We start from the raw sequence: 14,445 nt of genomic DNA, 5'->3' as shown, positions 1-14,445 counted from the left end.
CCTTGAGATCAGCTTCGCTGATGATTCTTCGAATACTTCTTCGCTTCTATTGGCGCGAAGAAGGGGTTGGGGGTGAGGTTCACGGGCTTACAAAATTCCACCTAATACAGATTCAAGATTCCGCCTACACTTATTACCTTTTTTACAAAAATTTTCCGAAAAAGTTCGCCTTTTTGACCAGAAATGTTTTTTTTCGGTTCTATTTGGGCATTTTCGCCGAAGTTTTATCTAAGAGGACGATGCCGTGTTCATTCTAAGATCAGTTGTATACTTTATTTTATTATTCTTTGTCTTTGAATTTGTAGCACTCAGCGGAGTGGTATGGTCTTTTTACGAATCAGTAACAAATTCCATGCAGCATGTTTCCACTTCTTCCGATCACCGCGTTCGGGATTTGGTATTGGCGCTTGCGAAGACTGCTGAGCCTCGAATGAATCCGGCCGGCTACACGGAACTTGCAAAAACATTCCAACGTTATGTGGAAGAAACAAATAAGGATTCCGAAAAATTTACGATTGGCGAAATCAAACTCTATTCAGCGACGGGAATTCTTCTTTCTTCTTCCGCTGAAGGGGATTTGAAAGAAAGTTTGGAAAAAAGAAAACCGAACGAAGAATTGATAAAACAAACATTCTTTAAAAAAGCAATTCGTATGCGCAAATGGGAATGGTCTTCTCCCGATTCGGAAGATTCCCAGTTAAGTGTTAGTTTTCCCAATCTGCCGGGTTTTGCAAAAAAACTTTTGAAACTATTTCCTCTGGCGCGGGCCAATGAAGTTCGTATCTACGCTCCTATCTATCATGAAACCAAATTGGACGTGTTAGGTGCTATTGTGCTTAAATACCAAAGAGGAAATCTTTCCTATTTGTTCGAAAAACAATTCGAATTGGCTCTTTGGTTGTTCATCAACTACAGTGTTATCGCATTTGTTGGCAGCGCTCTTCTTTGGGTGGTTTTCTTTTTGTTTCATTATTTTGCAAGAAAAGAAGGAGAAGGTGTTTCTCCACTTGCACTTGTGCAGGGTGAATTGCCTTCTTTAATTGAGAAAAAAACTATCATAAGTTCGGAAGTTGCTTCGATGCAAATACCTACGGCAAAACTTTCCGAAGAAGCAATGGAAACAAAAGTTTTAAAATCGGAATCGGATATTATCGTTCCTGAAACATTAACTCAGAAAGAACCGACATCCTTGCATCATTCCAAAGATGTTTTGGATGCCATTTTTTTAGGATAATCAAATGACAAATCACTTGGACAGATCCTCGGAAGATAAAGTATTTTCCATTCAACTCAAAGGCGCTCTGGACGGAGTCAGTGCGGAAGATCTTTTCCGTTATTTGGAATCTCAGATCGAAAGCGGATTCACCCGGTTTTTATTTAACTTCGGTCATGTGGAATTCATTACTTCAAATGGAATCAGCACATTGATTAAAATCAGAAAGAAGATGATCGGTAATCCGGGGCTTTCCTATGTATTTTACGCATTGGGCGGAGAAGCAGAATCCGTTTTACAACTTTTAGGGTTGTATAAAAAATTACCTATTAAAAAAAACTTAAACGAAGCGGAAGAATATCTTAGATCACAACAAACACAAGGAAAATCCGATTTGAGGGCTGCGAGTGTGCTCGAGGAAGAAAGATCCAGAATTGCATCGCAAGATTCCAAAGAAAGAATTCGATTTTATTATACAGGTTCTCCCAAGTCAGCTCGCGGAGAAGAAGTTGTTTCCAAACTGGAATCTTATGCTCCTCCGAAAGTATCCGATTCCGCAATGGAAAAAAAACCGGTTTCGGAAAAACAAACTGTTGGCGGACATTCCGTTCACGAGACGGCAAAACCTTCCGAAATGGAAACGATTTTGGAAGAAAAGATAACAAGCCTTAGAAAGGAGATCAAAGAAACGTTGTCCTTTGAATTGGAAAAGCGGCTATCTTTTGTTACAGGGAAAGAAACTTCTTCTGAAGTTTCGGGTCCGATCAAAATTCCGAATTACATTCAACCGAAATCGAAACAAGTATCCCTCGGCTTTGAGAAAATTTTTCCCTGCGAAGCATGCGGCACAAAACTGCGAGCGACCAAAGTGGGAAGACACCAATGCCCGACTTGTAGAACGGAAGTGTATGTAAATAATACCGGCTCCGTTCGGTTTTTGGAAAAATTGAATACCTGAATAAGACTCTTAAAAAAACATTTACTTATCCATGACTATCGATAAGGAAACAAATGTTTCCAGTACCAAACGAAGTTTAGCTCTTTCCTTTTATACATTTTTATCCCGTATCCTGGGACTTATTCGTGACCATTTTATGGCTGTTAGTTTTGGGACGGGGATGATTGCGTCCGCGTTCAGCGTAGCTTACAGGCTTCCGAATATGTTTCGCAATTTGCTTGCGGAAGGAACTCTCTCCCAATCTTTTATGCCTATCTTTTCCGAATACGAAGCTATGGGCAAAGAAGAAGCAAGAGTGATGGCCGGAACCGTTTTGAGTTTTCTTTTTCTATGTTTGTCCGTTTTCGTAGGGCTTTTTTCTTTGTTTGCTCCTCAGTTTTTGCCTGCGCTTGTCGGAGGAAGTCCCGAATACGGCGGACTTGTGGTGGAAATTTCTTTGGTTCTTTTCTTTTTGATTATGACTGCGAGTTTGTCCGCCATCTTTATGTCGATTTCCAACTCACATCACAAGTATTTCGTGCCTTCTCTATCTCCCATCATTTTAAATTTCAGTTACCTGTTTGTATTTATCTTTCTGTTTCCTTATTTGAACGATCTTAGAAACAAAGTTTTTATACTTGCTTACGGGATTGTTGCCGGAGGTGTCTTGCAACTTTTGGTGCAAGGGTGGTATGTTTATAAATTAGGATACGGACCGATTTTCAGATTCAATTACAAACACCCCGCCATAGGAAAGATTTTCAAACTCATGTTGCCTGCTGCGTTAGGTGGCAGTTTCTACCAGATCGGACTTCTTGTGGATATATTTCTCGCAAATTATATCCAGAATGCAAACCCGGGTCTTGGTGCCGTCGTGAGTCTGGATTATTCTCAAAGACTGGTTCAACTTCCGACGGGAATCATAGGAGTGGCACTTGCAACCACCATATTACCTTCTTTATTGAAGGATTTGAGAAAAGGAGAAATTCATAGAGTTCCCAAGGAAATTTCGGATGTTTTGAGTTTTGCTTTTTTTCTGACTGTCCCCGCGAGCATCGGCTTATCATTGCTTGGCGAAACTGTTTTGGATGCCATTTACTTCGGCGGAAGATGGGACAGTATTGCTACAGACACAGCTTTGGTTCCGCTTGTCTTTTATTCGATAGCGATTCCGTTTTACAGTGCCAATAAGGTGCTTGTTTCATCATATTATGCCTTTCAGGATACGAGGACCCCTCTTCGGGTTCAATTTGCTTCTTTTATCTCAAGCATCCTCTTAAGTTTTTCTTTGATGTTTTTATTCAAACATGGGGCAATCGCAGTTTCTTCAGCCCTCTCGGCGAGCTTGACTGCAGGTCTTTTGATTTTGTTTTTAAAGAAACATTCAGTGGTTTTGCCATGGAATGAATTGTTCTATCGCATTCGGAATATGCTCCTTCCTTTGATCGGTCTTTCCATCTGGCTTTTGGGAACTGAAGTTTATAGTAAGCCCATCTTGATGGATTGGGGAAGCTCTGCTTTGGGACTGGGACATGCGATGTTGTCCCGTATTTCTCTTGTTATCTCTATATTGCCCGCAGTTTTAATTTATTTCGGAATCTCCTTTCTATTGAAAATTCCCGAATCGGAAATCATCCTGGGAAAATTTCTAAAGAGATTTAAAAGAAAATAAAGAAAACTATAGTTATGCGGTGACGACTCGCATAACCGGTGATATTGCTTTTTCGTTAAGTATAACTATAAGCCCAAAGGATCAGTGGGATTTGCAAAGGAAGTCTTAGCAACAAAGCCCATTTCGGCGGATCCAGTTTATTCCTGGAAGTATAGTGGTAATAATTGGCAGGCCAAACGGCGATCAGTAGCGCAATCAGTCCCCAAGCAGCATAGACTCTCGTTTCATTGAAGATGACTCCCGCACCCAGAGCGATTTCAACCACCCCGCTCGCAAGAGCTACAAATCGGCGAAAAGGAACCCAGGGAGGAGTGATTCTTAGAAAAAATTTTTCTAAGAAAAAATGAGAGAAACCTGCGGTGATAAATAGTCCGCCTAAGATATACGGTCCGATCATATTTGTTTTCCTTTTGTTTTTTACTCAAGTATACACCAGTCTATCCAATTGCATCTTTGCAACGTTTGCAAAGATCTCCCTCTTTGTGAATGTCCTGAGTGTGACGCCAACAACGAGGACATTCTCCTTCTTTTGGTTTCAAAACCCGTATATCATACAAGTCCGTTCCGAGTTTCGCAAGCTCTTCTTCATCTGAAGGAGAATTTTTAAGATCCACTTGGGAAACAACGAAAGTTAGTTCGAGTTGTTCGCTCGTAAAAGAAGAGAGAGGGTTTTTGTTCGGGTCTTTGGGAACCAGATTGATTTTTGCTTCCAAGGACTTGCCGATTTTACCTTTTTGTCTCGCTTCTTCCAAGGCCTTTTGAATCGCTTCTTTGGTTTCAAATACAGTAACAAACGAAGCTTCCGTATTTTCGTTTTTAAACCGGCTTAGATCGGGAAAGTCATGGAAAAAAACGGAGTCCGTTTTGCCGGATTCTTTCCAGACTTCTTCTGCAGTAAAAGACAGAATGGGTGCAGAAAGAACCGCCAATGTTTCCAGGATCACACTGAGAGCATATTCGGAAGACTTGCGGGTTTTGGAATCTTTCGCATCACAGTACATTCTGTCCCTTATGATTTCAAAATAATCCTGAGATAGATCCACGGTGCAAAATAGCAAAAGTTTTTGGTAAACCTGATGGAATTGGTAAGTCGAGTAATATTTTTTTATATCCTCTGTTAGGTTGTGTAATTTGGAAAGATAAAATGCATCTATCTCTTCCAATTCTTCCTGTTTTAGAGGAAGTGCGGATACTGAAGTATTTCCCAATAGATAACGGAATGTATTTCTGAGTTTTCTGTAAGTTTCGGATACGATTTTGATTGAGTCTTTTCCTATCTTTACATCATCTCTGAAATCCTGAGTGGAAACCCAAAGTCGTAAAATATCGGCTCCGTACAATTGGATGATGTCCGTTGTAGGGTTGATCACATTTCCCAAAGATTTGGACATGGCATGTCCTTTTTCATCCAATACGTATCCGTGAGTTAACACCGATTTGTAAGGAGGAACTCCTCTGATTCCCATCGAAGGCCAAAGGGAAGATTGAAACCATCCTCTGTGCTGATCCGAACCTTCCAGATAAAGATCGGCCGGTTCTTTTCCTATAGAGTCTCCGAACACTGCAAAACTGGACACTCCCGAATCAAACCATACATCTAAAATATCTTTGTCCTGTTTCAGGTCGATGGAATCGCATTTCTCACATTTGGTGTCTTTTGGTAAAAGTTCCGCCGCTTCTTTTTCATACCAAACTTCGATTCCTTCTTTTTTGACAATTTGGATAAAATGCTGAATTGTATCTGCCGTTAGGTGTGTGGTTCCGCAGGATTTGCAGGTAAAAGAAGGAATGGGAACTCCCCAATTTCTTTGTCTCGACAAACACCAGTCAGGTCTTGATTCCACCATGGAGCGAATTCGAGTGATCCCCCAATCAGGAATCCATTGTACGGAATCGATTGCTTTCAGTGATTGTGTACGTAAGTCATCATGGTCGATGGAAAAAAACCATTGAGGTGTGGCGCGAAAGATCAGAGGTTTTTTACTTCTCCAGCTATGAGGATAGGAATGTTGGAATTCCGAGTAATGAAGCAATAATCCTTTTTCCCGGAGCAATTCCACGATCTTCGGATTGGCATCCCAGATTTTGATACCTTGCATCAATGGGAATTCGTCCGTATAACGTCCGTAATCATCTACCGGAGAATAGGCAGGAAGACCTGCAAGGGAACCAACTCTATAGTCGTCCGTTCCGTGACCAGGAGCCGTATGTACGCATCCCGTTCCCGCTTCCAGGGTTACATGGTTTCCGAAAAGAGGGATGGAATCCTGGTCAAGGAAAGGATGACGAAACATCATGTTTCTCAAATCATCTGTCGAAAGATTCTTGATCTTTGTGAGAGGAACACCTGTTTTTGTGGCAACGGTTTCGGCAAGTCCTACTGCCAAAATCATTTTACCATGTTCTCCACCATCAAACAATGCATAGTCGAGATTCTCGTTGAAGCAAATCGCAAGGTTTGCAGGCAATGTCCAGGGAGTGGTCGTCCAAATCAGGCAGTAACTGTCCTTTTCTCCTTTGATGGGAAACTTTACGTAGATGGAAGGGGATGTGTGATTTTGGTATTCTATTTCCGCTTCCGCGTGCGCAGTCGCCAGATCAATACACCAGTAGACAGGTTTTTTTCCTTTGTAGATATATCCTTTTTCAAAAAGTCCTCCGAATACTTCTACAATCTTTGCTTCGAATTCGGGAGCCATCGTCAAATACTTGTTATTCTCATCCCAGAAACAAAGAAAACGGGTCAAGTCATCACCTTGTTTGCCTACGAATTCGGCTGCATATTCCCTGCATTTTTTTCTGAGTTCGGTGGGACTTGTGTTTCTTGCTTCTTTTCCAAGATTCTTTAACACTTGTACTTCGATGGGCAGGCCGTGACAGTCCCAGCCCGGGATCATATCAGCTTGAAATCCGTTCATCGATTTTGATTTGATGATAATATCTTTTAAAATTTTATTTAAAGAATGGCCTGTGTGAAAATTTCCGTTGGCATATGGCGGGCCATCGTGAAGGACAAATTTGGGTTTGTCCTTTCTTGCTTCTTTCATTTTGAAAAAGGTCTTTTCTGTTTTCCAAGTTTGAATTTGTTTCGGCTCTCGGGTTGCGAGATCCGCCTTCATAGGGAAGGCGGTTTGTGGTAAAAGAACCGTTTTGGAATATAGGTTTTCAGATTCAGATTTGGCCATGATAAGACCAAAAAATAGGGAATACTGTCTGAAAACAGCAATTTATTCTCCCAGGTTTTGCGGTTTATAATTTCACGTAAACTTTCGGTAGTTCATCTCTGAGTCGAGCCACATCCGATTTTTCCAGTTGGACTTTTCCCATTTGCAATTCTTTCAGATGGGAAAGTTTGGAAATGTTTTTAGGGAGTTTCGTTATTTTTTTGCAAAGGGTAATGTCTAAAATTTCCAAATTGGGAATCTGAGATAGTATCTCTATATCTTCTTCCGTTAATGAAATTTTTGTTTCGTCCAAGGCAAGTGTCTTCAGATTTTTCAGCTGAGAGAGGAACCCCGGGATTTTTGCAATGTCCGTTCTCCCCAAAAGAAGGGTTTCCAGTTTTTGCAAATTGACGGAAGATTCGGGAAGCTCGGAAAATGAATTGCCGGAAAGATTTAAGATCCTAATGTTTGTTAGACTGCCTAACTCTGTCGGGATGGCAGTAATGGAGTCGTATTGCAAAGTCAATTCTTCAACTGCTTCTAATTTGGCGATAGAGGCAGGCAAAGAACCGATTTCCTTCTGGGACAAATTGATGATTTTGTTCGTTTTGTTTTCCTGAATCCAATCTTCAAATGAGATCGTTTCTTTTTTGCAATCCGAAACTGCCATTAGACACACGAGGATGAACATTGATTTGAAATAATTTTGATAACAGAACATAGCTACAATTTTTCACTCTAATCCTTTCTGGCAAGAAAGGTTTTTGCGATTTGGGTTTTAAGATTCGAATTCCCTGTATTTCTTTAAAAGCTTGCTCGGGTGTTTGAATCGAATGAGATAGTATTTATGAATGAATCTATAATTTATGAAATTTCGGTGAAATCATTTACCAAGGGTTTAAATAACCTTGTAAAGATTTTGGATAAAGCGGCGGCCAATGCAGAATCCAGAAAATTTTCCGTGGACGTGCTTTTGAATGCAAGGCTTTATCCGGACCAATTTCATTTGATCAGACAAATCCAAATCGCTTGCGATACGGCCAAACTCGGTGTTGCACGTATTACGGGAAAAGATGCTCCTGTTCATGAAGATAAGGAAATAAACTTGGACGAATTGAAATCAAGGCTTTCTTCCGTGATTCAATATTTGGAAACATACAAACCTGAAGATTTTAAGGATTCTTCCGATAGAAAGGTAACTCAACCCCGTTGGGAAGGAAAATACCTCACAGGTTTTGAATACTTAACCCAACATGCTCTGCCCAATTTTTACTTTCATGTAACAACTGCTTATGCGATCTTTCGTCATAATGGAGTGGATGTGGGAAAAAAAGACTACTTGGGAGAAATGCCTTACAAAACGTAATTGTATGTAAATCCCATTATCTTTACCGAATGACGGGATTGTTTTTGTGATTGGAATTTTATTCCAAATGAAAAGAAGGGCATCGGATCGAATATTCTTTCCGATTTCCTTCTTTATCTCTGAAAAAGGAAGAATGAACCAAACGGTAATCACCAGTTAATTCCTGTTCTTCGGTCGTCCATTCCAGATAAGCCTTGTCTTGCGAAAAAGGAAGTTTTGACTTTCTGAATTCAATTTTTGTAGACAGGTCCGCATCTTGATAAACAGATACCCAATTTTCACCGTCCTTTCTTTCTACAGAAAAGTAAGATTTCACATCCGGATAACCGATGTTAGGATTTACTGAAGATACTATGCAGTTAATGATGTTTCCTTTTTGATAGATTGTCTGATTCGCTTTGTATACTTTCGGTTCAAAATTTTCTTTTCCATCCGCGAAAGGAATCTCCGTTCCCAATATTTCCTCGCTTAGGTTTCTGGGAGGTGGTCCTGGCAAAGAAAGGGAGTCCGACACGATGTCTTTTGCGATCCTTTCGTATTCCTGCCGGAAAGCATTTAGACTATAGGGACCATGAAGGGTATGTCCGCCTTCGTATTGTTGTGTGGAGTATTCTTCCGTTGTTGTGATATAACCGGCAAAATCATTTGTAAGCCCGGACAAGATCAGATCTTTTGTTTTTTCTCCCAATACCTTTTTTACGGTCTCTTTCATTCTGCGGCTGGACATCGTAGTGACCTCATTCGGTGAAACCAGTATGGTAAGATCACCGAGTAAAACAATCCCCAGCGGTAAAATCTGGGAAAGTGCAGGATGAGGCTCCGTTTCCCCCATTGGGAATAGTATTGCTTTGGGTGCTTGGCAGTTTTTTAAATCGTCGGAAGGGGATTTCACCATAAATGCAGCAAGAGTATCTATATAAAATTTTCTATCTTTAATTGTGAGACCTTCTTTGAATAACCAATGTCCTCCTCCTTCTTCCGTAGAACCCCCAGCCCACGCATAACCATAAGCAGACGGACACGTCTTTTCTTCTTTTCCCGTGCCCGAAAATTCCTTTCTTACAACTAACTTACTCAAGTTGATGAAGGTTTGTCTATAGGATAATCCGGGCGGTAAAATCCGTGCAGAATCCGAGCTTAGAATTTTCCTACTTGCCGAAAATTGTCTTTCTCCTATTATTTTTGCACTATCGTATATGTCTTTCCCCGGGCCTGTATTATTCAAATTCAAATTGGGGGAAACATCTCCTTCGTTTGCCTGCGCAAATATGGCGATAAAATCCGGATTTCCGTTTTCTTTTTCCTTTTTTTCGGAAAGATAGGAAGCGACTCCCTTATTGTCCGTTGAAATCAGAGAATTGTCGAATGTAATGTTTGTAGGATGAACCCCATACCAATTGATGAATCCTAAATTTTTTTTTTCAGTTTGAATTGTAAGTTGGAACATTGTTTTATCTATATTGGAATCATACTTGTTTCTTTCTTCTTCGGGGTTTGTCATATAAGCGACAAGAGACCGGTTGATTCCCGCCCCTTCTACTATCGTTTTACCTAAAATGATTTTCGCCGGTTCGAGTTTGGAGTAGGCGGTTTTAACGGATTCGAATATCCGATCTGTTAGAATTTTATAATAAGCAGGATAAAATTTTGTAGTATAAACATTATACTTGTAGTTATGAAAGTATCCTGAGGGAGTGCTGTGAGTATGGGATGCATTGATTAGTACATTTGCATATGTGAAAGCAGGATCCACTTCATTCGCAAGCTTAGTCACTACATCTCTCTGTATCTCGAAAGGAACAGCTCCTACTTCGGCAGTTACATAAGCCAATAATTTCCCGCTTTTCTTGTCTTTGATCACCAAAGACCTGGCATACTGTCTGAGATGAATTCCTTTGCCTGTCTGGTTTTCTTGCGCATATCCCCAAAACATAATCCCCGAAGGAGGGCCGGTAATGTCCGTCTTTGCCATTCCCGCTTCATAATAAAAATCAGATTTCGTTTGTTTGGGGGAATTTTCCCGATTGTCACCAATGAGTAAAAAAGGAAAACCGATTAAAGAAAGTATAAATAACGATCGAATTGAAAAATGTGAGTAATCCTTCATGTTTTCTCCATCTTCTTTTCTACGAGTTTTCGAATGAGAAATAAGATGTCAAGATCTGCTTCGGGATATTTGATATACGAAAAACGGTGAATTCTTTTGGTGATGAGAAGAGGGTTTGTCGGTATTGCGATCATTTGAGAGAAATGAAGCCTGAATAGAATATGAAACCTGTATTTTGAAAAATTTGAAAAATTGCCGAATATCAAATAAATAAATACTTTCCTAAATTGGAGTTACCTCATAGAATTTTCTCCTGCCTAGGAGAGAAAAGATGTCTGCCTTCCAACAAAACCTTCCTGTTCAGATTTTTCCCAAAGAAAACAATCCGGAAGGCCATAAATTCCAAGGTATTTTGGAAGCGATGGAATCCAATCGGATGAAAATTAAAATCGATCAAACATTTTTATCCCAAAATCACAGCGGTTCGATTCTCGTAGAGTTCAGTATGTCTAATTATAATTTTCAATTTGAATCTTCTCTTCTTCCCGATACGGAAAACGATTTTATATTTATTTTGAAACCGAGAGTTATTCATAAAAGCCAGATTCGTAAATCTCCTCGTTTGAAAACATTTATCAAATTTAATTTTACTCTTTGGACGGAAGGAGGTAGGTATGAAGGTGCGATCACGGATATCAGTACAGTCGGTATCAAGATGACCAGTGAAAAAGAAATTCATAAAAATACGATTTTAAGTTTGAATGTTTTTATTCCGGGCACAAGTCTCCGATTTATCTGCCAAGGACTTGTTATGTGGTGTAGATCCGACCCGAATCAAAACAATCTTTTTTTGTCGGGGATTAAATTCACAACTTTATCCATTGATGCGATGAAGAAGGTGGATAAATTCATCCAAGATCAATTGAAGTTTGAAGTAGAAAATTCTTAGAAGAAATTTATTATCAAGTATGAATCAAAACCAAAATCAAGGGAAGGAATTCGATCGATTTGTTGAAAACCGGGTAATTACCACATTACAAAAAGGAAGTCTTACTTCGGCTCTTCTGGGGTTTTCAGCGGAGTTATCCTGCTTATGTGGAATACTTTAAGTTAGTTGATAATATCGAAGTTCCGGTCCTTTGGACTTTTGTCGGAGGAACCTATTCCATCCTCGTCTATTATCTCGCCAACATCGGATACCGTAAGAATACGGATGTGTATCCTGTTTGTAGCCTTTTATTTTTAACGAATCTCCATATTTGCTTGATTATCATCAATTTTGATTATCCGGATATTTTACGACAGCCTACGGAAGTTATTTTGGCCCGCTTTCAAGCGGGAGGGGAAAGTCTGATCCTTACCTGGTTCGCATTTGCATGGATCGGATTGCCTTTGCTTTTTGCAATGATCATGTTACAAAAGATTTTGGAACGGGAAAATAATCCTTATCCAATCGTTGGAACCGTATCCGGAGTGATCGGCGGTATCGCTCAGATCATCGGTTTGCTCCGTTGGTCTTTTATTGTTAGTTTGACAATGTTTCGTTCCGAATTATTTAAACCTTGGTTGGCATGGTTTGGAATTTTTGGGAATATCACTGCTGCGACCTAAAGCACATAACGATTGATACCGATCCGATAAATTTTTGAGGTTTAAAGGATCGGTGTATGTTCGTTTAGGAAGGTGTTGGTGCCGGATTGTATTTGGCGATCGTATTTGCGAATGCCACGATATCATCGGGACGCCAGACTAGAACGCCTTTGTATTCTACCTGTTCATTATGACTTAGAATGGCATCCACTCCACCTGCGACGAGAGCATCTTTTACCGTAGTAGAACAATTCTGGTCCAAGGTCTTCCACTGGTGGGAAGCCTTGAAACCGTTCCACCAAGTTTTGATGTTATCATTATTCAGCACTGTTATTTTAATCGTATAATCCGGTGGTACATTCCCCTCATACTGAACATCCTTTTCATACGTTTGCTGGGAATATGCCGGAGCAGAATATAGACTGTCCAAAAGGGGCATTTTATCGAAAGCTACGGGTAAGAGAGGAGTACGGTTATCGGTTGGCCACCAGCTGATATGAGTTCCGTCAGCTAATCGCAGTGAGGCGTGTCCCCAGGCTTGGTTTTTTCCCCTGTAAGTCCAAACAAAGACACTTAAAGTTGGCTGCGCATTCAAGTTTACATAGCCGATTAATTTCTTCGTAGATGCTTCCAGACCCAATCCGATAGACGCTTTGATAAAGAGCAAAGCGTTCGCAGCGGCAGTAACCGCAGCTGTCGCAAGAACCGGAGTAGTTAAAATAGCTCCACCTGCTGCTGCTGCAGGCATGGTAAGCACAAGTAGGGCTGCAAATCCACTCATTGAAATGAACGCCAAAGCAGTATCAAAGCCCGACCCATTCTCAGATAAGAGTCGTTTTGCTAAATACCTCGAAGCACTTCCCGGCGAATAAATCGAACCTAAAGTGTTCATGATTGTAGTCGGAATATCTCGTGATGGAAGAGTTTGTAAGTCGAAGTTGAAACCGATGTTTTGTGGGGCTGTCAATGTTACTAGCCAATCACCTGCCAAAGGGTTTTTGACAATTAGATACTGAAGTGAAGAACCTGACATCTTTACGAGGAGGTTTTCGTTATCCGTAGATTGATTGTAAGTGGTTCCGTTCGGTCCTTTGATTGTTAAGATGACTCCTGTGGGAAAATTGGTAGTTCCGTCATTAGCAATCAGAATAGCATAGAGATAAGGAGCACCTGCATTGACTTTGATGGTTTGGGTGCGAGTTTGACTGTCTCCACCGCCCGTCATGTATAGATTGTCGATGGCGCAGTAAGTATAAGAGTTCGCGCCGACCGCCCAGATACAATGAAAGATGGGAATAAAGTTTACTGAGCCGTTGAGTGTACCGTTATTCTTAATGGCGGAGGAATCCTTCACATGATTGTTTAGATTCCAATATCCGATCAGTCCCGGTTCATTGCCGCCCAGTTGATTGAACATGGCAGGAATGATTTCCTCCCTTGTGGCTGCCTTGTTCCATAAGACAACGTCTTCTACCTGGCCTACAAATTGATTATAGGGTTCCTGTGACTGTTCCGTTCCTCCGATCATCAGACGCAGGTTATTCGTAACGTTTAAAGGCGGTGGCGGATTGCTTCTGCTAGGTGTGACAGGGATAAGGTTACCGTCAAAATAAATGCTGAGGTTTCCATTATTGCGTATAGCGGCTATATGGTGCCATTCCCCATCAAGAACTCTGGAAGGGCTGGAAATAACTTCATAAAATTGGGAACCGTCATCTGTGGCGAACTTAATCGTTCCCCCTTGTTTGATAACTAACAACCATCCTCCGTTTCCCTGACCTCCTGGAGTGCCTTTTTTGGAAATGACAGTTCCGGGAGAAGTTGTTTTGACAAGAGCACCGACTGAAAAATTTCCAGCTCCAAAATTATAAACATTGTTGTTTGTCATCGTTATGTTTCCGGGGCTAGCGATATTCGCGGCAAAATCCGGTACAACGATCTCTATGGGGACGCTTTGGATATTGTCATCAATTGAGAATGTCCCGTTTGCAGATATGGTGATCGTCATTGTAGGATTTCCCTCATATCCCCAATAACCCTCATAACTTCCGGACACTAACTTGACTGCCCAATTGGTACTAACATGGGAATGATACTCCGGACCGGGTTCGATGGCTAGGATTTCCCCCCGTCCGACGACTTGGATATTAACACCCGTTGTGACATAAGCGATAGTATAATCGCTGTTTTTGGCTATCGCGTGTCCATTGGCTATAACGGAAAAGTCAGAACGGTTTACTATTTTTGTGTTCCACATAATTTTCTATCATCCTTGTTGCATAATATGGTAATGAGAAGAATTCCAAAAAGACAAGTTAGTGAGGTTTTTGTAAAGATATAATATTAAAATAATCTTATGAAAGGGGAAATCTGAAAAAAAGAAAATCTGTTGTGAAGAAAATTGCGGACTTATACGAGTTAATTGGTAGCAAAAAATAGTGATTTAGTTAATAATT

At 40.6% G+C, this 14,445-nt stretch carries 11 protein-coding genes; 6 read left to right on the top strand and 5 right to left on the bottom strand.

Annotation, left to right across the window (positions count from 1 at the left end):
- The first annotated feature begins 244 nt into the window (after positions 1-244).
- From EHS11_RS02870 to murJ, 3 genes are read left to right on the top strand one after another with little or no spacing between them, the layout of a single operon-like run.
- Complete coding sequence (locus EHS11_RS02870; RefSeq protein WP_135762916.1) at positions 245-1,234, top strand: LIC_12071 family protein; 990 nt, start codon at positions 245-247, stop codon at positions 1,232-1,234.
- A gap of 4 nt (positions 1,235-1,238) precedes the next feature.
- Positions 1,239-2,171: an STAS domain-containing protein gene (locus EHS11_RS02865; RefSeq protein ID WP_135762915.1), complete on the top strand. Its 933-nt coding sequence runs from the start codon at positions 1,239-1,241 to the stop codon at positions 2,169-2,171.
- Positions 2,172-2,202: 31 nt separating this feature from the next.
- On the top strand, positions 2,203-3,822 hold the full coding sequence (gene murJ, locus EHS11_RS02860; RefSeq protein WP_135762914.1) for a murein biosynthesis integral membrane protein MurJ: 1,620 nt from the start codon (positions 2,203-2,205) through the stop codon (positions 3,820-3,822).
- A gap of 55 nt (positions 3,823-3,877) precedes the next feature.
- On the opposite strand, the gene EHS11_RS02855 is transcribed toward murJ, so the two are convergent.
- From EHS11_RS02855 to EHS11_RS02845, 3 genes are all read right to left on the bottom strand, one after another.
- Entirely contained in the window at positions 3,878-4,219 is a 342-nt protein-coding gene (locus EHS11_RS02855; protein WP_135762913.1) for a DoxX family protein, read from the bottom strand.
- 40 nt (positions 4,220-4,259) lie between these two features.
- On the bottom strand, positions 4,260-7,007 hold the full coding sequence (gene ileS / locus EHS11_RS02850) for an isoleucine--tRNA ligase (RefSeq protein ID WP_135762912.1): 2,748 nt from the start codon (positions 7,005-7,007) through the stop codon (positions 4,260-4,262).
- A gap of 64 nt (positions 7,008-7,071) precedes the next feature.
- On the bottom strand, positions 7,072-7,656 hold the full coding sequence (locus tag EHS11_RS02845) for a leucine-rich repeat domain-containing protein (RefSeq protein ID WP_246047555.1): 585 nt from the start codon (positions 7,654-7,656) through the stop codon (positions 7,072-7,074).
- A gap of 189 nt (positions 7,657-7,845) precedes the next feature.
- Here EHS11_RS02845 and EHS11_RS02840 point away from each other — a divergent pair, with 189 nt between their 5' ends.
- Positions 7,846-8,352 (top strand): DUF1993 domain-containing protein, encoded by a 507-nt coding sequence (locus EHS11_RS02840; protein ID WP_425460533.1) that lies wholly within the window; start codon positions 7,846-7,848, stop codon positions 8,350-8,352.
- A gap of 58 nt (positions 8,353-8,410) precedes the next feature.
- On the opposite strand, the gene EHS11_RS02835 is transcribed toward EHS11_RS02840, so the two are convergent.
- The gene (locus EHS11_RS02835) at positions 8,411-10,459 is read right to left on the bottom strand and encodes a neutral/alkaline non-lysosomal ceramidase N-terminal domain-containing protein (protein ID WP_135762910.1); all 2,049 of its coding nucleotides are present in this window, start codon (positions 10,457-10,459) and stop codon (positions 8,411-8,413) included.
- A gap of 271 nt (positions 10,460-10,730) precedes the next feature.
- Here EHS11_RS02835 and EHS11_RS02830 point away from each other — a divergent pair, with 271 nt between their 5' ends.
- Positions 10,731-11,348, top strand: a complete 618-nt coding sequence (locus EHS11_RS02830; protein ID WP_135762909.1) for a PilZ domain-containing protein — start codon at positions 10,731-10,733, stop codon at positions 11,346-11,348.
- Between the two features lie 146 nt (positions 11,349-11,494).
- A complete protein-coding gene (locus EHS11_RS02825; protein WP_135762908.1) occupies positions 11,495-12,010 on the top strand; it encodes a DUF4386 family protein in 516 nt (171 codons plus the stop codon).
- Positions 12,011-12,074: 64 nt separating this feature from the next.
- Here EHS11_RS02825 and EHS11_RS02820 read toward each other — a convergent pair whose 3' ends face one another.
- Positions 12,075-14,246, bottom strand: a complete 2,172-nt coding sequence (locus tag EHS11_RS02820; RefSeq protein WP_135762907.1) for a LamG domain-containing protein — start codon at positions 14,244-14,246, stop codon at positions 12,075-12,077.
- Between the last annotated feature and the right edge of the window lie 199 nt (positions 14,247-14,445).

It is taken from the genome of Leptospira ilyithenensis, assembly GCF_004771005.1.
GTDB classification, from domain to species: Bacteria; Spirochaetota; Leptospiria; order Leptospirales; family Leptospiraceae; genus Leptospira_A; species Leptospira_A ilyithenensis.
This window is presented reverse-complemented; position numbering and strand designations above follow the sequence as displayed.